Source organism: Shinella sp., from assembly GCF_052438155.1.
Lineage (GTDB): Bacteria > Pseudomonadota > Alphaproteobacteria > Rhizobiales > Rhizobiaceae > Shinella.
This window is the reverse complement of the sequence record NZ_JBQVPI010000004.1, coordinates 181,762-203,044: the sequence shown is the minus strand read 5'-3', so window position 1 is coordinate 203,044 and position 21,283 is coordinate 181,762. Positions and strand designations below refer to the sequence as shown.

At 63.5% G+C, this 21,283-nt stretch carries 18 protein-coding genes; 12 read left to right on the top strand and 6 right to left on the bottom strand.

Annotation, left to right across the window (positions count from 1 at the left end):
- Window positions 1-202 precede the first annotated feature (202 nt).
- Together ACT6VE_RS09845 and ACT6VE_RS09840 are read left to right on the top strand one after the other, a co-directional pair.
- On the top strand, window positions 203-1,618 hold the full coding sequence (locus ACT6VE_RS09845) for an LLM class flavin-dependent oxidoreductase (RefSeq protein WP_444798433.1): 1,416 nt from the start codon (window positions 203-205) through the stop codon (window positions 1,616-1,618).
- A gap of 25 nt (window positions 1,619-1,643) precedes the next feature.
- Entirely contained in the window at window positions 1,644-3,137 is a 1,494-nt protein-coding gene (locus ACT6VE_RS09840) for an FAD/NAD(P)-binding protein (protein WP_444798432.1), read from the top strand.
- On the opposite strand, the gene ACT6VE_RS09835 is transcribed toward ACT6VE_RS09840, so the two are convergent.
- Window positions 3,134-4,216, bottom strand: coding sequence for an ROK family protein (locus ACT6VE_RS09835; RefSeq protein WP_444798431.1), 1,083 nt, complete (start codon window positions 4,214-4,216; stop codon window positions 3,134-3,136). The genes ACT6VE_RS09840 and ACT6VE_RS09835 overlap by 4 nt on opposite strands.
- Window positions 4,217-4,321: 105 nt before the next feature.
- Between ACT6VE_RS09835 and otsB the strand changes: the two genes are divergently transcribed.
- The 6 genes from otsB (at window position 4,322) to ACT6VE_RS09805 (ending at window position 9,574) form a co-directional block, all read left to right on the top strand.
- Complete coding sequence (gene otsB / locus ACT6VE_RS09830; protein WP_444798430.1) at window positions 4,322-5,137, top strand: trehalose-phosphatase; 816 nt, start codon at window positions 4,322-4,324, stop codon at window positions 5,135-5,137.
- Window positions 5,138-5,240: 103 nt separating this feature from the next.
- Complete coding sequence (locus tag ACT6VE_RS09825) at window positions 5,241-6,218, top strand: ABC transporter substrate-binding protein (protein WP_444798429.1); 978 nt, start codon at window positions 5,241-5,243, stop codon at window positions 6,216-6,218.
- A gap of 19 nt (window positions 6,219-6,237) precedes the next feature.
- Window positions 6,238-7,932, top strand: coding sequence for an ABC transporter permease (locus ACT6VE_RS09820; RefSeq protein WP_444798428.1), 1,695 nt, complete (start codon window positions 6,238-6,240; stop codon window positions 7,930-7,932).
- Complete coding sequence (locus tag ACT6VE_RS09815; protein ID WP_444798427.1) at window positions 7,920-8,951, top strand: ABC transporter ATP-binding protein; 1,032 nt, start codon at window positions 7,920-7,922, stop codon at window positions 8,949-8,951. The genes ACT6VE_RS09820 and ACT6VE_RS09815 overlap by 13 nt, the downstream gene beginning before the upstream one ends.
- A gap of 174 nt (window positions 8,952-9,125) precedes the next feature.
- A complete protein-coding gene (locus tag ACT6VE_RS09810) occupies window positions 9,126-9,326 on the top strand; it encodes a hypothetical protein (RefSeq protein ID WP_444798426.1) in 201 nt (66 codons plus the stop codon).
- Between the two features lie 56 nt (window positions 9,327-9,382).
- A complete protein-coding gene (locus ACT6VE_RS09805; RefSeq protein ID WP_444798425.1) occupies window positions 9,383-9,574 on the top strand; it encodes a DUF3008 family protein in 192 nt (63 codons plus the stop codon).
- 71 nt (window positions 9,575-9,645) lie between these two features.
- Here the strand turns inward: ACT6VE_RS09805 and ACT6VE_RS09800 are convergent, their stop codons facing one another.
- The 4 genes from ACT6VE_RS09800 to ACT6VE_RS09785 all read right to left on the bottom strand — a co-directional run bounded on the left by ACT6VE_RS09800 (window position 9,646) and on the right by ACT6VE_RS09785 (window position 14,802).
- A complete protein-coding gene (locus tag ACT6VE_RS09800) occupies window positions 9,646-11,100 on the bottom strand; it encodes an NAD-dependent succinate-semialdehyde dehydrogenase (protein WP_444798627.1) in 1,455 nt (484 codons plus the stop codon).
- Between the two features lie 188 nt (window positions 11,101-11,288).
- Complete coding sequence (locus ACT6VE_RS09795) at window positions 11,289-12,965, bottom strand: metallophosphoesterase family protein (protein WP_444798424.1); 1,677 nt, start codon at window positions 12,963-12,965, stop codon at window positions 11,289-11,291.
- Between the two features lie 5 nt (window positions 12,966-12,970).
- Window positions 12,971-13,456, bottom strand: coding sequence for a class I SAM-dependent methyltransferase (locus ACT6VE_RS09790; protein WP_444798423.1), 486 nt, complete (start codon window positions 13,454-13,456; stop codon window positions 12,971-12,973).
- Window positions 13,457-13,458: 2 nt separating this feature from the next.
- Window positions 13,459-14,802: a nucleotide sugar dehydrogenase gene (locus tag ACT6VE_RS09785; RefSeq protein ID WP_444798422.1), complete on the bottom strand. Its 1,344-nt coding sequence runs from the start codon at window positions 14,800-14,802 to the stop codon at window positions 13,459-13,461.
- 169 nt (window positions 14,803-14,971) lie between these two features.
- On the opposite strand from ACT6VE_RS09785, the gene ACT6VE_RS09780 reads away from it, so the two are divergent.
- The 3 genes from ACT6VE_RS09780 (at window position 14,972) to ACT6VE_RS09770 (ending at window position 19,075) form a co-directional block, all read left to right on the top strand.
- A complete protein-coding gene (locus tag ACT6VE_RS09780) occupies window positions 14,972-16,072 on the top strand; it encodes a glycosyltransferase family 4 protein (RefSeq protein WP_444798421.1) in 1,101 nt (366 codons plus the stop codon).
- A complete protein-coding gene (locus ACT6VE_RS09775; RefSeq protein WP_444798420.1) occupies window positions 16,069-16,806 on the top strand; it encodes a polysaccharide deacetylase family protein in 738 nt (245 codons plus the stop codon). The genes ACT6VE_RS09780 and ACT6VE_RS09775 overlap by 4 nt, the downstream gene beginning before the upstream one ends.
- Window positions 16,807-17,065: 259 nt before the next feature.
- On the top strand, window positions 17,066-19,075 hold the full coding sequence (locus ACT6VE_RS09770) for a putative bifunctional diguanylate cyclase/phosphodiesterase (protein ID WP_444798419.1): 2,010 nt from the start codon (window positions 17,066-17,068) through the stop codon (window positions 19,073-19,075).
- A gap of 34 nt (window positions 19,076-19,109) precedes the next feature.
- Here ACT6VE_RS09770 and ACT6VE_RS09765 read toward each other — a convergent pair whose 3' ends face one another.
- Complete coding sequence (locus tag ACT6VE_RS09765) at window positions 19,110-19,772, bottom strand: GntR family transcriptional regulator (protein WP_444798418.1); 663 nt, start codon at window positions 19,770-19,772, stop codon at window positions 19,110-19,112.
- A gap of 242 nt (window positions 19,773-20,014) precedes the next feature.
- Between ACT6VE_RS09765 and ACT6VE_RS09760 the strand changes: the two genes are divergently transcribed.
- Window positions 20,015-21,271, top strand: coding sequence for an NRAMP family divalent metal transporter (locus ACT6VE_RS09760; RefSeq protein ID WP_444798417.1), 1,257 nt, complete (start codon window positions 20,015-20,017; stop codon window positions 21,269-21,271).
- The last annotated feature ends 12 nt before the right edge of the window (window positions 21,272-21,283 follow it).

Genomic DNA, 21,283 nt, shown 5'->3' with positions numbered 1-21,283 from the left:
AGGCGACGGAGGGCCGCATTTGATCTTGGTTCTTGCGCTCCCGCATGCGCGACAGAACTGCTTGCCTCTATCCGACAAACAGAAATGCCATTTCTAAAGTTAATACATATAAAAGATAGAATTCCTGTATTTGGCCATCCAAGGCGCTATTCTCCGCCGGGACAGGAGGCCGCACGGCATCCTCAAGACGCTGGAGACCACAATGGCGCGCCATATCCGTTTCAATGCCTTCGACATGAACTGCGTGGGCCATCAGTCGCCGGGCCTCTGGGCTCATCCGCGCGACAAATCCTGGAAATACAAGGATCTGGACTACTGGCAGGATCTCGCGCGTACATTGGAGCGCGGCGTCTTCGATGGCATCTTCATCGCCGATGTCGTCGGCTACTACGATGTCTACAAGGGCTCGAACTACCACGCGATCCATCAGGCAGCGCAGTTGCCGGTAAACGATCCGCTGCAACTGGCGGCGCCCATCGCGCTTGCCACCGAGCATCTCGGAATCGGCATCACCGCGTCCACCTCGTTCGAGCACCCCTATACCTTCGCGCGCCGCCTTGCGACGGCCGATCATCACTCCAAAGGCCGTGTCGGCTGGAACATCGTCACCTCCTACCTGGAAAGCGGGGCGAAGAATGTCGGGCAGGGCGGTCTTCGCGGGCACGACAACCGCTATGAGGTCGCCGCCGAATATGTCGAGGTACTCTACAAGCTGCTGGAAGGTTCCTGGGAAGAGGGTGCCGTGGTGCGGGATGGCGACAAACGCATCTTCACTCATCCGGAGAAGGTCCACGAGATCGCCCACAAGGGCAAATTCTTCGAGGTGCCCGGCTACGGTCTCACCGAGCCGTCGCCGCAGCGCACGCCCTTGCTGTACCAGGCCGGCGCCTCGGGGCCGGGCAAGGCTTTCGCGGCCGCCCATGCCGAATGCATCTTCGTCGCCGCGCCGACGAAATCCGTCCTGAAGGCCTATGTCGCCGATATCCGCCAGCGCATCGCCGCGGCCGGGCGTGATCCAAAGAAGGTCTTCATCTATACCCTCGTCACCGTCATCACCGACGAGACCGAGGAAAAGGCGCAGAAGAAGTTCGAGGACTACAAGAGCTACGTCTCTTATGACGGCTCGCTCACCTTCATGTCCGGCTGGAGCGGTATCGACTTCGGGCAGTATGCCCCGACCGACATCGTCGAAAAGATCGAGACCAATGCCATCCATTCCTTCGTCGAGCATATCGCCGGCGGCGACAAGTCCTGGACGATCGACGAACTCGCCCAGTTTGGGGGCATCGGTGGCATGGGGCCGGTCTTCGTCGGTTCACCGGAACGCATCGCCGATATCCTTCAGGAATGGGTGGCGGATACGGATGTCGACGGATTCAACCTCGCTTATGCCGTGACGCCCGACAGTTTCGAGGATATTGTCGCCCATATCGTGCCTGAATTGCAGAAGCGCGGCGCCTACCCCACCGCCTACAAGCCGGGCACGCTGCGAGAAAAGCTGTTTGGCGAGGGGGCATACCTGCCCAAGACCCATCCTGCCGATGGGTATCGCGATATCGAGGCGGTGAAGCGTCGCGAGGCCGAGGCGGTGCCGGCCCTGAAATCCGTCGGCGCATGACATGCCAGCCGGAAGGAATGAGGCGTTGACCGCCACCACGGACGAGATGACGCCACGGCTGGGTTTGACGACGTCGGGCAACAGCGCGGATCGTCCGGTCGTGGCAATTATCGGTGGCGGTTTTACCGGGGCGGCGCTTGCCTATCACCTGGCCGGAAGTCTTCCTGCCAGTGCGGCGCGGATCATCGTCTATGAACCAAGGGCGACGCTAGGCGCCGGCCTCGCCTACGGCACGGACGATCCGGTCCACCGCATCAACGTACCCGCTGCCCGCATGACGCTCGTGCCGGGCGATGACGAGCATTTTCAACGCTGGCTCCTGGAGACCGGAGCGCTCGCAGACGACCCGCAGGCAACCACCGCGGATGGCCATGTCTTCGCTCGCCGGTCGGCCTTCGGCCAGTATGTTTCCGCACAGCTCCAGCCGTTCATCGCCGCAGGAAGGATCGAGCATCGCCGAATCCGGGTGGAGGCCGCGACCCCGGCCTGGAGCGGAGGCTGGCATATCGACGCCGATGACGGGTCCCGGCTCACGGCCGACCTGATGGTGCTGGCGACAACCCATCCGAGCCCGACAGCTCCAGCCGTCCTTGACCGGCCGCTTGCCGGACATCCCCGCTACATAGCGGACGCCACCGTGGCCGGCGCATTGTCAAAAATCCGGCCACAGGATCGTGTCCTCGTGCTGGGGGCTGGCCTCACCGCCGCCGATGTCATCGCAGCGCTCGATGCGGCCGAACATCAGGGGCCGATCACAGCCGTCTCGCGTCGCGGCCTGCGTTCGCGCGGGCACAACCTCGCCCCGCAGGATCCATTCGGCGAATTCGTCGTCCCACCGGCCCGCACTGCACGCGCCCTTCTTCGGCGTGTCCGCAGCACCCTCGCGGAGGCGAAAGTCGTGGGCGTGACCTGGCATGCGGTGTTCGACCGGCTGCGGGCGCAGGGTGGTGACATCTGGCGTGCCCTGTCGACAATCGAACGCCGACGCGTCGTGCGCTTCCTGCGTCCCTATTGGGACGTGCACAGGTTCCGCATTGCACCGCAGGTCGAAGGCGCAATAGACCGGCGTCTGGCCGCGGCCACGCTCACCTTTTACGCCGCGTCGGTTCGTGAGGTCGCGCGCGCGGTGGAGAACGATGAAATCTCCGTGACATTCCGGCCGCGCCACGGGCGGGGAACCTTTGAAGACCGCTACGACGCGGTGATCGTGACGACCGGGCCGGACCATCGATCCATCCTGTCGAGCCAGCCGCTTGTCGCACAGCTTGCCACAGTCGGCCTCTTGCAAGCCGACCCGGTAGGCCTTGGAATTGCGGTGGACGAAAACAGCCGCGTCATCCGTGCGGATGGCGGCATCGCGGAAACGCTCTACGTCGCGGGCCCGCTGGCGCGCGGGACGTTCGGGGAGCTGATGGGCCTGCCTCAGGTGACCGAGCACGCCGTTTTCGTCGCCGAGAGGATCGCCCTGACGGTGCGTGCCGCTCAAAGCCGCGTCGGCAGGGCGACCGGCATTCTCTAGCCGCCCGGCTTGTTGATGTAGCTCGCATTGCCCAACCCCGTCCCGATCGTCACGGCGGCCCAGCCCGCCACGTCGGCCATGCGCGGGGCCTCCGACAATCCCTGCACGACGGCATCGTTGTGCATGATGACAAAGGTCGGCTGATCCATAATCCGCGGGATTGCCTTGCGAAGCGCTTCCGGCAGGTTGAAATGCGTGCTTTCCCAGTTTCCTCCCGGAAGGTTCTGCCCGCCCCGCGCGATGGACCCGTCGGCTGCGATGATACCAGGGCAGCCGATGCCGATCACCGGGGCGAGCGCGAGCTTCGCCTTCTCGGCCTTCGCGATGAGGCTCTCGATCATCCTGACAAGATGTTCGATAGTCGCGGTGCGCCGAGGTTCCTCATCGGCATGGCGCCACAGCCGGGAATTCCAAACCTTGGCACGGAAGAAGTCCGGCTTGTCCTCGAGGTTGAGCTTGACGACGCCTGCACGGATATTGGTTCCGCCGATATCGACGGCGAGGATTGCGTCATGCCCCTTGAGCATCCAGCCGGGAATGAGGTGGACCGCGCCCACCAGTCCGGCCTCGTTGGGGTGGTGGGAGATCGCGACCAGTTCGACCTTCAGGCCTGCCGCCTTTAGCTGTAGCGCCGCGCGCGCGATTGCCAGTGCACCGGCCTTGCTGTCGCTAAAACCACCTCCGACGACGATCCTGCGCGTTTCCTGCCATGTTTCCTCCTTGAGGTAGCGCATGAGGATGGTCGCCAGTTCCTGTGCGAAATCATCGATTGCAGCACGCACGAGGGTCGCCGCTTCGGTCCCTTGCTCCTCAAGCAGCTTGTCGATTTCCTTCTTGGAAAGCTCGTCGGTCAGAACCGCGCCCAGCGGATCGGCGCCACCTTCACGGACGCGCTTTCTCCACTCCTGGATGATATCGCGGAAGGCGGATTTGTTGGCGCGGTCGCCGATAAAACCATCCTTGTTGCGCAGTTCCAGATTGTAGCTTGCCACGTTCACGGTGGGCAGGTCGTCGGCGCCATGGGTGACGGGCGGGTCATTGTCCTGCGTCGGTTTCGGCTTCGTTTTCTGCTTGGCCATGCCGGCTCCTTGCCCGTGCGAGAAATGCGAGAGCACAATGCAGCGGATAAAAAGTTGTTCCTGTCGGGGCTTGCCGACTGGAGACAGCGATCTACTTGCTGGTCGATGAGCGAGCAGGAAAAGTTGCGGCCGTCGGATGCCGCAATCCGTCATCTGATCCGACGTCTCACCGACGAGCCGGACCGCTGGGCGCTTTTTCTTGATATCGACGGGACGCTGCTCGATCTGGCGGCGCGGCCGGATGACATTCAGGTTCCCCTGTCGTTGCCGCACGACCTCAATGCGGTTTCTGCCCGGCTGGGTGGGGCTCTCGCGCTCGTCACGGGGCGCAGCCTTCCTTACGCCGACAGGCTGTTTGCGCCGTTCCGCTTTCCGATCGCCGGGCTGCATGGCGCGGAGTTTCGAAGCGCCGACGGCAAGACGGCCATGGTGTCTGCGACGCCATCCTTCGAGGGTTTGAAGCAGCGCCTCGTCGAGCAGACCGCCTGGATGGAGGGGGTACTGATCGAGGACAAGGGCGCGGCTGTTGCCGCGCATTACAGGCTGGCGCCCGCCTACAATACGGCGCTTGAACACCTCATGCAGAATGTCGCGGAGGAGGCCGGGCCGGACTGGGTGCTTCAGCCGGGCAAGATGGTTTTCGAAATTCGCCCCGCCCGCGCGGACAAGGGCGAAGCCGTCGCCTCCTATCTGGAGGAGCCGGGTTTTGCAGGAAGATTGCCGATCGCGATCGGTGACGACCTGACGGACGAGACGATGTTCGCCCTTGCCAATGCGCGCGGTGGACAATCGATCCGGGTCGGTTCTCTCAATCCCGCCACCTGCGCGCTTTCAAGAGCATCGTCGCCTTCGGCCGTCCGCTCGGCGCTCGCCACCATAGCCGTCGCAACCGCCGGCGAGCACCGGACGGCGGCATCCTGAAGCAACGGCTTCGGCGCTCGCGCGCGGCCGCCGTACAGGCGGATGTCACACGGGTGTCAAGTGGCAGGGATAGGGAGCGGTTCTGTTTCCGAAGGATGCTCCCATGAAAACGCTCGTTTCTGCCGCTGCCCTGTTCACCGCCAGCCTGGTCGCACTTCCGGCCTTTGCCGAAAACCTCGTCCTTTACACCAGCCAGCCCAACGAAGACGCGCAGGCGACTGTCGACGGCTTCATGGCTGCCAATCCGGACATCAAGGTGGATTGGGTCCGCGACGGAACGCCGAAGATCATGGCCAAGCTTCAGGCCGAGATCGCCGCCGGCAATCCGGTTGCCGACGTGCTGTTGATCGCCGACACCGTGACGCTCGAACGCCTGAAGCAGGACGGCAAGCTGCTCGCCTACGCCTCGCCGGAAGCCGCCAATTATGACGCTAGCCTTTACGACAAGGACGGCCACTACTATTCGACCAAGCTGATCACCACCGGCATCGTCTACAACACCGCCGCCGGCATGAAGCCCGCAAGCTGGCAGGACCTGGCAAAGGCCGATGCCAAGGGCCTCGTGACCATGCCGAGCCCGCTCACCTCGGGCGCCGCCCTCATTCATGCGCAAACGCTGACGGGCGTCGAGAGCCTCGGCTGGGCCTATTACAAGGCACTCGCCGAAAACGGCACGACGGCCGCCGGTGGCAACGGCGCCGTGCTGAAGGCCGTCGCCTCGGGCGAAAAGGCCTATGGCATGGTGGTCGACTACATGCCGATCCGCGAGAAGGCCAAGGGCGCGCCGGTCGAATTCGTCTTCCCGGCCGAAGGCGTCTCTGCCGTCACCGAGCCGGTCGGCATCCTCGCTTCGTCCAAGAACGCCGAGGCTGCCAAGAAATTCGTTGATTACGTCCTGTCGGTCGAGGGCCAGGAGGGTTTTGTGAAGCTCGGTTACATCCCGGCTCGCAACGGCATCGCCATGCCGGAAGGCTTCCCGGCCCGCGAGACCATCCGCGTGCTGCCGCTCGATGCCGCAACCGCACTCAAGAACACCGATGCGGACCTGAAGACCTTCTCCGATCACTTCGGCTCGAACTGAGGCTCGGCTGCGGCCTTTCATGCACGGATATGTTCGTCCGGGAAACAGCCAGCCGGCCTGGCTGTTTCCGCTTATCGTCAGCGTGGTCCTCGTCCTTAGCGTGCTGCCCCTTGCGCGGCTCGCCGTGACGGGTATCGCCGCCTTTGCGGGCGGTGGTGCGTTTGCCGTGCTCACCGATCGCACCCTCTGGTCGGCCACCTACTACACGCTGGTCACCGCCTTTCTCGGAACCGCCATCTCGCTGGTGATCGGCGCGTTCTTCGCCTTCGTGCTGACGCTCACGGACGTGCCGGCCAGGGGACCATTCAGCTTTCTGTTCGTTCTGCCGATGATGATCCCGCCCCAGGTGACGGCACTTGCCTGGGTACAGATGTCCGGTCCGTCCAGCCCGCTGCTCAAGGCCTTGCACATCGCGCCACCGCTCGGCTCGCCGCAGCCGCTCTACTCGGTCGGTGGCATTGCGCTGCTCTACGGCGTGCAGCACGCGCCACTCGTCTATCTCGCGCTAAGGGCCGGGCTGTTGATCATTCCGCGCGATGGCATCGAGGCGGCGCGCCTGTCCGGCGCGTCGGCCTTGCGCACCTTCCGCGATATCGTACTGCCATTGGCGTTGCCCGGCATGATCGCGGGCGCGGCGGTCGCCTTCGTTTCGTGCATCGGCAATTTCGGCATACCGGCGATCCTCGGCATACCGGCCTCGATCTACACGCTGGCGACGCTGATCTTCACCAAGTTCGCTGCCTTTACGGATCAGACTTTTGGTGAGGTGGCCGTGCTTTCCGGTGTCATCGCGCTGATTGCCGTGGCAGGGCTTGCCGTGCAGGAGCGGGCGCTCGGCGGCCGCGACTACCGCATTCTCGGCCAGTCGGGCGCCGCGACCTCTTTCCAGGTCGGGCGGTGGAAATTCGTCCTGATACCCCTGCTTGTGGTCGCGCTTTTCTTCATGCTCGTCGCCCCCTTCCTCGCCCTCGTCGCCGGTGCGCTGGTCCCGGCCTTCGGCGTGCCGCTGACCTTCGAAACCCTGTCGTTCCATGCCTTCGAGGAGGTTCTGCTGCGGCAGGTCGTGACGCGCACCGCCTTTGCCAATTCGGTTTTCCTCGCCGCGGTCACGGCGGGTGGTTTGCTCGGCCTGTCGGTGCTCGCCGGCTATGTGCTGACCCGTCGGCGCGATGCCGCCGCGCGCCTTGTCGCCAGCCTGATCGAGATCCCTTATGCGCTGCCCGGCATCATCGTCGCCGTCGCCTTCATCCTCGTCTTTGCCGCGCCGCTGCCGGTGTTCAACGTCACGCTCTACGGCACGATCTGGATCATCCTCCTTGCCTACTTCGCGAGCTTCTTCGCCGTCAGCCTCAAACCGGTCGTCAGCGCCTACCGACAGCTCGATCCGGGACTCGAGGAGGCGGCGCGGCTGGCTGGCGCCGGTTTCTTCCGGCGCCTCATGGATATTCTCCTGCCGCTCGTGGCGCCGGCAGCCGGCGCGTCGGTCATTCTCGTCTTCCTTATCGCCTGCAACGAGCTGACGGTATCGGCCCTTCTCTGGTCGGCCGGTACGCAGACGCTGGGCGTCGTCATCTACAATCTCGATGACAGCGGCAGCTCCGATCTTGCCTCGGCGCTGTCGGTGCTCGTGGTGGTCCTGGTCGTCCTCATGATGCTGCTGCTCGAACTGATGGCAAAATACCTGCCGAGAGGGGTCGTGCCATGGCGAAGCTGATCCTCAACAATGTCAGCAAGGATTTCGGCACGGGCCGGCCGGCGGTGAGTGGCTTGTCTCTGGATGTCCGCGAGGGCGGCTTTCTGGCGCTGCTCGGCCCCTCCGGCTGCGGCAAGACCACCGTGCTGCGCATGATCGCCGGCTTCGAGGCGCCGAGCGACGGGGCGATCTATCTCGGCGAGCGGCTGCTTGCCGATTCCGAAAAATCCCTGCCGCCGGAACGGCGCAACATGGCCATGGTGTTCCAGTCCTATGCCCTCTGGCCGCATATGACCGTCGCCGAGAATGTCGGCTATCCGCTGAAGGTGCGCGGCGTGTCGAAGGATATCCATCGCACGCGAATAGGCGAAGCGCTCGATACCGTCCGGCTTGCAGACTACGCCGACCGGCGTCCGGCGGACCTGTCCGGTGGCCAGCGGCAACGGGTGGCGCTCGCCCGCTGCCTCGTCACCCAGCCGGACGTGGTGCTGCTCGACGAGCCGCTCGCCAATCTCGACCGGCATCTGCGGCAGGAAATGGAAGAAACCTTTCGTGAATTCCACCGGCGTTCCGGCGCCACGATGGTCTATGTCACGCACGATCAGAGCGAGGCCATGGCACTTGCGACGGATATCGCCGTCATGTCGCAGGGAAAACTTCTTCAAGTGGCACCACCGGAAGAAATCTACGCCCGGCCGGAGGGCCGGCTCGTCGGTGGCCTCATCGGCCGCGGCGCCATTCTGTCCCTTGCCCTGCCGGATGGCGCACCACGAAAAATTCCCTCGCAGATGTTGCACGAGACCCTCGATACGCCATCGCCCGCCGATAGACCGATGGCCGACGTCCTCGTTCGGCCGGAGGATGTCCAGCTGTCGGGAGAGGGGATTGCGACGCGCGTCCGCGCCTCGCTCTATGAGGGCGAGCGATACAGCCTGACCCTCGAACTCGGCAACGGCGAGATCCTGCGCGCCTTCAGCCGCCATCGGCCGCAAATTGACGAAACGATGCATGTGACGATCGCCAGCGCCTGGCGGCTGTAACGAACCTTCGACATCGAAACCAAAGGCAGTGCCGGGAATTTCGGCGCGAAGTGATTGACCTTGTCACGCCTGGTGGCAGAGCGTGCAAAATGAAAGGGTTGGACAAAACAGGGCGAGCAGGGAACTTCCGCCCGTCGACGCGCCTTCTCCTTACTCTATTGAAAGGAGGAGACGATGGAAAACCAATCGGAAATTCAGTTGCATTTCGATGTCTTGAGCTGTCGGGCGCTCCTGTGCTGCGCGGGCAAGGAGTATCTCCTGCCGGATACCTATCCGAGCCGGGAGGCAGCTCATGCTGCGGCGCAGACATTCGTCCGCGAAAAGCTCGGCTTCAAGGATCCACCCTCCGGCGACGTCGCAATCTGGCTGCGGTGAAAGTGCACCCCACGGGAAAGCATAGGATGCTCTGTCGTCAACAGGAGGTTCCGGTCATGCCGGCAAAATCAAAAGCGCAGCAGAAAGCCGCCGGCGCCGCTCTGGCGGCAAAACGCGGCGACATCAAGAAAAGTGACTTGAGGGGTGCCTCGAAGAGCATGGAAAAATCCATGTCCGAAAAACAGCTGGATGAACTGGCATCGACGAAACACAAGGGCAAGCCCGAGCATGTACCGAAAGCCGATTGACGTCCACCGCAGCGCTGCGGCAGACGTCAAATCCCGGAAAAGGAGGGCAAGGCGCCTGTCGAAAGCGCCGCTCAGATGCCGCCCATGCAGAGATACTTCATCTCAAGATAGTCCTCCAGCCCGTGGCGCGAACCTTCGCGACCGATGCCCGACTGTTTCATGCCGCCGAACGGGGCCGCTTCGGAGGACATACGGCCGGTATTGATCCCGACCATGCCGTATTCCAGCGCTTCCGCCACCCGCCAGACCCGGCTGAGGTTCGATGCATAGAAATAGGCGGCGAGGCCGTAGATCGTGTCGTTCGCTTCGCGCACCACCTGGTCGGCATCGTCAAAGCGGATGATCGGCGCCAGCGGGCCGAAGGTTTCCTCCTGCGCCACGCGCATGGTATGGGATATGCCCGTCAGCACGGTCGGCGCGTAAAAGGTGCCCACCCCGTCGATCCGCCGGCCACCGCAACGGATGCTTCCGCCCTTTTCGACCGCGTCGGCGACATGCGCCTCGATCTTGGCGCGGGCCCGCGTGTCGATCAGCGGGCCGATCGCGACGCCTGGCTCGAAACCGTCGCCGACGGAAAGCGTCTCGACGCGCTCGGTAAATTTCCGCGCGAATTCATCATGGACGCCCGACTGGACATAGAGCCGGTTGGCAGAAACGCAGGTCTGCCCGGCATTGCGGAATTTGGCCTGGATGGCGCCATCCACGGCAGCATCCACGTCGGCATCATCGAACACGATGAACGGCGCGTTGCCGCCGAGTTCCAGGCTGAGTTTCTTCACCTGGTCGGAGCACTGGCGCATGAGGAGCCGCCCCACCTCCGTCGAGCCGGTGAAGCTGATCTTGCGAACCTTGGGGTGCGAGCAGAGTTCCCGTCCGACGATATCGCCATCCGCGGCATAGATCAGGTTGACCACGCCGGGCGGAAAGCCCGCTTGCTCGGCGAGCGCGAACATCGCGCCCGCCACCAGCGGCGTCTGTTCGGCCGGCTTCAGCACGACCGTGCAGCCGGCAGCGAGCGCCGGCGAGATCTTGCGCGCCACCATCGAGGCCGGAAAGTTCCACGGCGTGATCGCACCGACAACGCCGATCGGCTGTTTGATGACCAGCATGCGGCGGTCCCGCGACGGCGCGGGGATCGTCTCGCCATAGATGCGGTTGGCCTCCTCGGCATACCATTGCAGATAGGCGGCGGCGTGGGAGACTTCGGACTTCGCCTCCGCGAGCGGCTTGCCCATCTCGGCGGTCAGGATGGTGGCGAGATCATCGGTGTGGCGCACGATCAACTGGTGCCAGCGCCACAGCGTGTCCGAGCGTTCGCGGGCAGTCTGCGCCGCCCATTCGGTCTGCGCTTCGGATGCCCGCTCGATCGCTGCGCGTGTTTCCTCGGCCCCCATATCCGGAAGCTCTGCCAGGATTTCACCCGTTGCGGGATTAAAGACTTCGAACGTTGCCCGGTTTGCGAGCCCGCCAAGCCAGGAGGCATCCGCAATGCGTTCGAACAGGCCCTGCTCGGCAAGCCGGCGCATAAGATTTTCTGACAGACTCACGTTGTATCCTCCCGGCTGTCCTGCTCTTACCTTCGGGAGCTACAGCTGAATTCTCCGCCAGACAATGCCCGACGTTCGTCTCGGCAGGGAAGGGACGAATTGTCACCGACACAAATGACAGGTCAGAGCGTCGAATGCGACGTCTCGCTCTTGATTTCCTGTGGCTCTCATTTCCAGGACTTGAAGGAAAACGCCTCCTGCGAGGCGCGCTCCAGGCTGCGCCCCAGGATCCCGAGGAAGATGGCGAAGAACCCTTTTGGTTCATGCGGGGCAGGGGCATGCAGGGCGCCATAGGTCTGGGCAAGGAAGCGGTAGCAGTCCAGTGTTTTGGCTAGAATGTAATCCGGTGCTTGTGCCGGAGATTGGCGCAGACAGTACCAATCCACGACGAGATCCAGCATCGGGCAATCCCGCAACCGGGCAGCGTCGACGCCGCATGCCGATGCCTGCTCTTCGACGGCGTGGGCCGTGCCGCCCGCCATCAGCAGACTAAGATCCCAGAGCGTCATGCCGCGCACGCGCACTGCCATTTCCGGTGGCCACTCTTTTGGCAGGTAGCGCTGGATGGTCAGGGAGCGCATGTGGCGATAGAGGAAATCGCCGTAAGTATCTGCCTCTAGGGCAGAATCCGACGCCGTACCGGACTGGCGCTGTTCCGTGCGGTAAAGCGAAACGAGGTCCGCATCGAGGGGCTCGCCGGAGAGCGACACGCTCTCGATCACGGGTGCCCCGCTCGCTGTCTCGACGACAACGAAGCCTGCCGGGAAGGCGACAAGCGAGGGCACGGCGATGTTGGTGAGCCGGCCGCCCTCGATATCAAGCCCTGAGCGGGCTTCGACATGCAGATGGCCGCTGAAATGGAGATTGATGCCCGCCTTCGCCAGCGTCTCCGCCACTTGACGATGGGGCGTGCGCTTGGCCACGGTCGTGTCGCCGAACAGTGTCCTTTCGCTGCCCGTATCATCCTCGAAGGGGTCGATCGCCGGGTAATGCGAGAAGGCGAGCAACTGCTTGCCTTGCTCCTTCGCGCGCCGGGCGACGTCCGCCATCCAGTCAACGAGATAGGGTTTGACGCGCAGCAGCGCATTCCAGCCGGCATCTGAACTGTCGAGGAATGCCTTCTTGCGGGCGATGTCGCGCTTGCCGTTGCGCGGCTCAAAGACGTTGGCGTCGATCATCAGCAGCCAGAGGCCGTCCTCCGGTTCGACCAGATAGGAGGCGTCCATCAGCCGGCGCACGGTCTGCCCGTCGGCGGAGACAAGGTCGTGCTGGCGAAGATCCGGCTCGTCGCTTTCGCCAAACGGCGTTTCCCAGTGCAGATAGCCGGGCTGGCGGAAATAGCCGAAATCCCGCATGGCCATAAGGCCGGCGGGAACGCCGTCGCAGTACATTTTCGGCGTAACGACCGGCTGGCCGGGATCGCTTGCCGCTTTTTCGGCATCGCTCGTGACCAGTGTGGTGCCGCCGGATGCATCGACGTAGCGGGTGTCCCGGTGTTTGCCGAGCGGCCCGAAGACGTCGTGGTTGCCCGGCGTGGCATAGAAGGAAAGCCCATGCTGGGCGCGGTAGCGTTCGAGCAGGCGGACGAGGCTTGCTGCCGTCTCGCGCTGGCCGTCGTCGGTATAGTCACCGAGCAGCACGACATGGCGGATATCCTTGGCGACCACCCGGTCCAGGGCCGCCTTGAGTGCCGCAAAACTCTCGTTGAAAACCCGCGACGAGCCCGCCGTATCCGCCCAGGTCCTGACCGTCAGCTTGCGGCCGTTTACCGAAATCCCGGCGAAATCGTAGTCGCCTTCGATATCGTGGAAGTGAGCGTCCGCGATGACGGCGACCGCCGGCATGGCCGTCAGGCCCTTCTGCGGTAGAGGAAGTAACGGCGGCTGTCGACGATCGCGGGGACCGGCAGCGGCTCCAGCGCCGCGTGGTCGAGCGGCAGGCCGCTGATGGCGATGCCGCCCGTTGCAAGCGCCCGGCTGACGATGTCCGGCAGCCAGGTCAGGGTGATCGCGTCCTTCTCGTCATAGCCCGTGCCGATATCTGCGTGGACAAGCGCTGCGGTTCCGTCGGCATAGGCTTCGGCGGTTTGCGCGATCTCGCCGAGGATCAGGTCATCCGGCTCCGGCATGGAGGACGAATGCGCCCCGAGCGCCCGGTCGAAGGCGATGATCCGCCGGCCCGGGAATTTTTCACGCAGGTGATCGAACGTGCGGCCATTGCCGAGCCCGATCTCCAGAATGACGCCGTCGGCGGGAAGCGGGAGCGTTTCGCTGACATGGTTGATCACGTCGCGCTGCGCCGACATGCGGCGGATGAAGCTTTCCAGACGGCTCATGGCTATGCCTTGATGATCGCGTCGCCGGCGATGTTGCGGCGGGCGAAGACGTTGCGAGTGTCGATGATGAGGTCGCTCCATGCGGCGAGCGCCGCGTAGTCGACGCTGTCGTGATCGGTGGCGATCAGCACGGCATCGAAGGCCCGGACCGCATCCTCACTCCAGACGATCGATGGGCGTCCCTTGAAGGCGCCATATTCGCGTGTCGGCGGTATTTCGGGCACGTAGGGGTCGTAATAGTCCACCGAACCGCCACGTTCCTCGATCAATTCGATCAGCTTGAGCGAGGGGCTTTCTCGGATATCGGGGACGTTTTTCTTGTAAGCGAGACCGATTATCAGCACTTTCGAGCGGCTCAGCGCCTTGCCCAGACGCCTGTCGAGCGCTTCGGCAAGCTTGCCGATCACATGGCGGGGCATGGCCGAGTTGATCTCGCCGGCCAACTCGATGAAGCGGGTCGGCAGCTCGTAGGCGCGCGAGGCCCAGGTCAGGTAGAAGGGGTCGATCGGGATGCAATGCCCGCCAAGGCCGGGGCCAGGATAGAACGGCATGTAGCCGAAGGGTTTTGAGCTGGCGGCATCGATCACCTCCCAGATGTCGATGCCCATCGCCTCGTAGATCACCTTGAGTTCGTTCACCAGCGCGATATTGACCGCGCGGAAGACGTTTTCCGTCAGCTTCACGGCTTCGGCGGTGGCGGTGGATGAGACGGGCACGATGGTCTTGACGACCGCGCCGTAGAAGGCGGCCACGAGGGTCTGCGCCTCGGCGCCATCGCCGGCGACGACCTTCGGGATGGTCGAGGTCTGGAATTCCCTGTTTCCGGGATCTTCCCGCTCCGGCGAGAAGCCGAGGAAAAAATCTTCGCCCGATTTCAGGCCGCCGGCCTCCAGCGTGCGACGCACGAGGCCGTCGGTCGTGCCGGGATAGGTGGTCGATTCCAGCACCACGAGCTGGCCGCGTCGCAGCGTGCGGGCAATATCCTGGCACGTCTTCTCGACGAAGCTCATGTCGGGATCGCGATGATGGGTCAGCGGCGTCGGCACGCAGATGGCGATGACGTCGCAGTCGGCAAGCCTGCCGAAATCGGAGGTCGCGCCGAATCGGCCGGCGCGGTGTTCTTCGGCGAGAATGTCGCTCGGAACCGCTTCGATATAGCTGCGCCCGGCATCGATCGCGATGATCTTGCCGGGATCGATGTCGAAACCGGTCACGCTGAACCCGGCACGCGCGACCGTGATGGCGAGCGGCAATCCGACATAGCCGAGGCCGATAACGCCGATATGCGCCTCACGCGACTGGATACGCGCGAGCAGCGTTTCATAAGCATGCAAGGCAGTTGGCATCCGTGCTCCGGGCTCATATACAGGGTCGGCGAGTTCAGATGGGAGAGTTTGCCCCGCCTGTCAAGCCTCGCAAAATATAGGTGACGCTGCGTTCTGGCTCCGTGGCGCTAGCTGTGCGGGCGCCGGTGTCGCTCTGTCGACGAATGCGAAAACAAGGCCGCCGGCATTCATGAAGATTGCATTCTATGCCCCGCTGAAATCGCCGGAACACCCCGTTCCATCGGGGGACCGCCTGATGGCGCGGCAGATCATCACCTGCCTGCGCCGCGCCGGTCATGACGTCGACCTCGCCTCGGAGCTTCGTGCTTTGCTGGGCGACAGTGCGGACGAGGCGGGCTATGGGGCCCTCCAAAGCCGTGCCGAGGCCGAGATTGCTCGGCTTTCGGCCCTTTGGCGGGAAGAAGGCGTGCCGGATCTCTGGTTCTGCTACCATCTGTATTACAAAGCGCCCGACCTGATCGGACCAGCGCTCTGCGAAACCTTTGGCCTGCCTTACGTCACGGTCGAGGCATCCTATTCCCATCGCCGGAACATCGGTATCTGGCGCGACATGCAGGCGAAGGTGCTGGAGGCGATACGCGGCGCTACCGTCAATATCGGCCTGACCGCCCGGGATATGGAGGGGATTCGCGAGGTTGCGCCGGAGGCGGTGATGGCAACGCTAAAGCCCTTTATCGATGACGGAATTTTTACCGGAAAAGCGGCTGAACCGGAGCCGTTCCGTCTCGGCACCGTCGCCATGATGCGCCCCGGCGACAAGATGGAGAGTTATCGCGCACTCGCGGCAAGCCTGCGGCAGATCACGGATATCCCCTGGACACTGTCGGTTGTCGGAGACGGGCCGGTACGGGACGACGTCATGGCGTTCTTTGCGGATTTTGCCGGGGAGCGCATCGAATGGCTCGGGCAGAAACAGCCCATCGATGTGGCAAAAATTCTGGCAAGGGGCGCAGTCTATGTCTGGCCGGGATGTGGCGAAGCCTACGGGCTTGCCTATCTGGAGGCCCAGGCTGCCGGCCTTCCCGTCGTGGCTTGGGCGACGGCAGGTGTTCCCGAAGTCGTAGAGAACGGCATCAGCGGCCTCCTGACGGCACCCGGCGACCACGCGGCTTATGCCGCCGCCATCATGGACCTTCTCGGCAACGAGCAGAAGCGTCAACGCATGGCGGACGATGCCCGTAGCCGCGTCCGGAACGATCACTCACTTTCTGCGGCGACCAGAACGCTCGATGCCATCCTTCAACGCCATATTGGAGCGCGCAAACAATGACGACGGCAGCCACCCGCTCCTTGCAGGACGAGATCGCGCGGCGCGCGGATATCGGCAAGCCGCTCAGCCTCTGGCTGCGCGACGACGATGCCGTCGAGCCCACCGAAGCGCTTGACCATCTGCTCGCCCTGACGGCCGCGCATGCGGTGCCGGTGCTGCTCGCCGTCATTCCAGCCCTCACGGGCGAAGCGCTGGTGGGCCGGCTGGCAAGGGAAAGCCATGCTTCTGTTGCCGTGCACGGCTGGGCACACAAAAGCCATGCGTCTTCCGGCGAAAAGAACCAGGAACTCGGCCCTCACCGGCCCGAAGAGCAGGTTCTGGCGGAACTCGGCGCGAGCCTTGAAACCCTGGCCACGCTCCATGCCGGGCGTTTCGTGCCGATGCTAGTGCCGCCGTGGAATCGCATTGCCCCTGCCGTTGTCGCGGGCCTGCCTGGCCTCGGCTTCGAAGCCCTGTCGGTGTTTGGCCCGGAAAAGCCTGCCCCGCTGAAAGTGCTGAATACGCATGTCGATATCATCGATTGGCGCGGCACGCGTGGCGGGCGGGCGGGCGAGGCGGTGATCGCCGATCTCATTCGCGTCTCGCAGTCGCATGAGGGGCCGATCGGACTGCTGACGCATCACCTCGTGCATGACAGCGCGGCCTGGGATCTGATGGCCATGATCTTCGAAGCGACAGCAAAGCAATCGGATTTCCCATGGCACTCCGCCGGAGACCTGCTCCGAAACGGGTGAGGTTTCCCCAACGCGACCAACGGAAAACGGCCGATAGAGTGCAATCTCTTGGTTGTATTAGCATTTTGATCACTCTCTTGTGCTCCAATCTGCTTTGCAAGTGATGGGACTGCTGCCGACGCCGCGGCTGCCATCGCGGGGAATGAATTGCAAAGCAGGTACGGCCCTTGGACAGGACGCGAGCGACTACCTTCGGTGAGGGGCACCCAATACAGGCCAGACTGCTTCGATCGCTGGTCGGCCGGATGCGGTATCTCTGATGAAGCAGATACCAAAGACGCGGCTTCGCCTGATCGCCGTCGCCTGGCCCTTCGTCCTGATCGTCCTACTCCAGACGGCGCTTACCACCTTCAGCCTTCAGGTCACCTCTTCGCTGCGCGCTTTCGTGACCGGGGAAAGCCTCTGGTCGAAGGGCCAGCATGACGCGCTCTACTACCTCAACCGCTATGCCGAATCCGGTAACCGCACATTTGTCACCCGCTTCCACCAGGCGATTGCGATCCCGATCGGCGATCGCGAGGCGCGCCTGGCGTTGGAGGCCGATCCCCCGGATACCGCGGCGGCTTTCGAGGGTTTCCTTAAGGGAGGCAACCATCCGGACGATATTCCGAATGTGATCTGGCTGTTCCGCTATTTTCGCTGGCTGCCGGTGATGGCGGATAGCATCGATGACTGGCGCACGGCGGAAGGTGTGTTGATGCAGCTTCTGCCGATCGGCGAGGCGATCGACACGTCCCGCCATATCAACGAAGCCGACCGGCGCGACATCGTGCGGCAACTCGATGAGATCAACGTCCTCGTCACCCCGCTTACCAAGCGTTTTTCGGATCGTCTCGGCGAAGGCGCGCGCCAGGTACAGACCGCGCTGCTTGCCAGCAATCTGGCGATGGCGCTGGTGTTCATCCTGCTCACGGTCTGGCGGCTGAACAGCTTTCTCATCCACCGGCGCGACATCGAGGCGCGGCTGTCCCACAGCGCCCATCATGACGATCTCACCGGCTTGCCGAACCGCCGGCTCTTCGAGGAAAGCCTCGGCCGCGCGCTGGAGGGATCGAGCAAACGCCACGCGCTGATGTTCATCGACCTCGACCAGTTCAAGGCGGTGAACGACCATGGCGGGCACGCGGCGGGCGACGAGCTGCTGCGGCGGGTGTCGCGCGACCTGGGCAAGGCAATCCGTGGTACGGACCTGCTTGCTAGGCTCGGGGGCGACGAATTCGGCATCGTGCTGCCGCACTGTGCGCCGGAGGACGCCTTGCGCATTGCCATGCGCCTGCGCGAAATCACCGAGGCGATCGATTTCGTCTGGAACGGGCACCGCTATGCGATCAGCGCCAGCGTCGGCGTGGTCCATCTCGGCGAGCACAGCTATACCTTGCAGGAAGCGCTCCGCGCCGCCGACATCGCCTGCTACATGGCCAAGGAGAAGGGCCGCAATCGCGTCCACGTCTATGAGACGACCGACGCAGCGCAGACCCAGTTCGCCGCCAATCTCAACTGGGTGCAGCGCCTGCACCGCGCGCTGGAGGAAGACCGCTTCCTGCTCTTCTCCCAGCCGATTGCTTCCCTTGATGCTGGCAAGGAGCGACAAGACCATTGCGAAATCCTGCTCCGGCTTGAGGAAGACGGCAAGCTGCTGGCGCCCGGCGCCTTCATTCCCGCGGCTGAACGTTTCGGTCTCATGCCGGCCATCGACCGCTGGGTCGTCAGCCATGCGCTCGACATTATCGGACGGCGCAAGGGCGCGGTTTCCGGCACCTATTCCATCAATCTCAGCGGCCTGACGCTGAAGGACGAGACGTTCCTGCCGTTCCTGCGTGAGGCTCTGCGCCGCAGCCACGTCCCGGCCGACGTGCTCTGCTTCGAGATCACCGAAACCAGCGCCATCGAAAATCTTGACGAGGCGATCGCCTTCATGAACGCGATGCGCGCCATGGGCTGCCGCTTCGCACTCGATGATTTCGGCGTGGGCATGTCTTCGCTCACCTATCTGAAGCGCCTGCCGGTGGACTATGTGAAGATCGACGGCAGCTTCGTACGCGACATGCTGACGGACAAGGCGGACTGGATGACGGTCGAGATGATCCACCAGATCTCGCATCTCGCCGGCCGCAAGACGATTGCCGAATTCGTCGAGAATGCGGAGATTCGCAAGGCGCTGTGCATTATCGGCGTCGACTATGCGCAGGGCTATTTCATTGGCCGCCCCATGCCCTTCCTGGCGGATGAGGCGGTCGTCGTTCCGCTCCGCCGGGCCGATGTGGCCTAGCGGAAACCCGGGCTTTTCAACGGGATAACAGGCGTTACGTCTGGTCGGACGCCCGCTCCAGCGCCTTCAGCATCGTGCGTTCGGCAAGGTTCAGATAGGTCTCCATCTGCGCGGCCGCCTCGTGCGGCTTGTCCTGTTCGAGCAGCGTCACGATAGCACCGTTCATGTCGACGAAAGGCGCGTGCAGGTGTTCCGGATCGTTGAGCAGTCCGAAGCAGAGGCGCAGCTCCGCGGAGACCCGCTCATAGAATTCATTGAGCCGCACGCTGTCGGACAGGTCGATGATAGCGGTGTGGAATGCCATATTGGCACTGCCGACGCCGACCCAGTCGCCCAGTTCGCGCTGGCGTTGCGCCCGGTTGACGGCGTCCCGCATCACCTTGATCGCCGGGTGCTGCTGCCAGGCCTGGCGGAGCGCACCGCATTCCAGCATGCGCCGCACGCGATAGATGTCGATGATCGAGGCCATGCTGGGCACGGCGACGAAGACGCCGCGATTGGCCTCATGGCGCAGCAGCCCGTCCTTGGTGAGCAAGCGGAAGGCTTCGCGTAGCGAGTTGCGCGAGACGTCGAAACGCTCGCTGAACGCTGCCTCGGACAGTCGCTGGCCGGGCGCAAGCTCGCCCGAAATCAACAGCGTGCGAATGCGCCGCGCCAACCGGTCCGCAAGGGGCAGGCCCTCTCCGTCGTCCGTCATTCCGTTCTCCCCGAACCCGGTTTCACACCGAATTTGCCCTCACAATGCGCTTGCTCTTAGCACGAATGCGGGGGCTGTGGGGCCGAAAATTGTCGCCAATCCCGGGCTATGTGATTGGTAAAACGGCGAAAATAAGGAACGATATGACAAAATTGTTGAACAATATTGACATTTTTGTGTAACGGCGCATGATTATCCCATCGAGCCATCGCGAGGGGCGGCGGCAGACCTGGGAGATACCCATGCAGCAGAACGAGCTTGCGGCCGGCCAGACCGGCACCGCGGCGCAGAGCAAGATTACACAGCGTCGCGCCCTGCTTTCGGCCATGTTCCTGATGTCGATGTCCGCTGTCGGACCGGGCTTCATCACGCAGACAGCGACGTTCACCGTCAAACTTGGCGCGGCTTTCGCCTTCGCCATCCTCATTTCGATCCTGATCGACTTCGTCGTGCAGGCCAATATCTGGCGCATCGTGACGGTGACGCGCATGCGCGCACCGGCCATTGCCAATGCGGCCATCCCGGGCTCCGGCTATGTCCTCGCCGTGCTGGTCATCATCGGCGGCCTGTTCTTCAACATCGGCAATATTGGCGGTGCCGGCCTCGGCTTCAACGCCATGATCGATCTTGATCCGAAGATCGGCGGCGCCATCGGCGCGCTCGCGGCCATCGGAATCTTCCTGTCGCGCCGCGCCGGCATTGCCATGGACCGCGTCGTCTTCGTCGCTGCCTTCATCAAGCTGGCCCTGATCGTCTACGTGGCGATGGTTTCCGGCCCGCCGGTCGCCGAGGCCTTCCGCCAGAGCTTCCTGCCCGACACCATCGATTTCGTCACCATCACCACCATCGTCGGCGGCACGGTCGGCGGCTACATCACCTATGCCGGTGCGCATCGCCTGCTCGACAAGGGCACGGTCGGTGTCGAGAACATCAGTGCGGTCAACCGCGCGGCCTTCAGCGGCATCGCGATCACCGGCGTGCTGCGTTACATCCTCTTCCTCGCGATCCTCGGCGTCGTTGCAAGCGGCGTGGTGATCGACCTTTCCGGCCAGGCCGCCAATCCGGCAGGCCAGGCTTTCCACGCGGCCTCCGGCAATATCGGCTTCCGCCTGTTCGGCGCGGTCTTTCTCGCCTCGGCGATGACCAGCATCATCGGTGCCGCCTATACGTCCGTCTCCTTCCTCACGGCCTTCAAGCCGGACATGACGGAGCGCCAGCGCAACCTTTCCACGGTCGCTTTCATCGCATTCTCGCTGGTCTGCTACCTGCTCATCACCACGCCGCCGGCCGCCATGCTGGTCTTCGTCGGCGGCTTGAACGGCCTGGTGCTGCCGATCGGCTTCTCGATCTTCATGTATGCCGCATGGGCGCGTCCCGACCTGATGAACGGCTACCAGTATCCGCGCTGGCTGCTGATCCTCGGCGTCCTGACCTGCGTGCTGACATGGTATATGGGCTACAGGTCTGCCGGCGCGATCTTCAGCCTGCTCGGCGCATAAGGGGAGGGAACC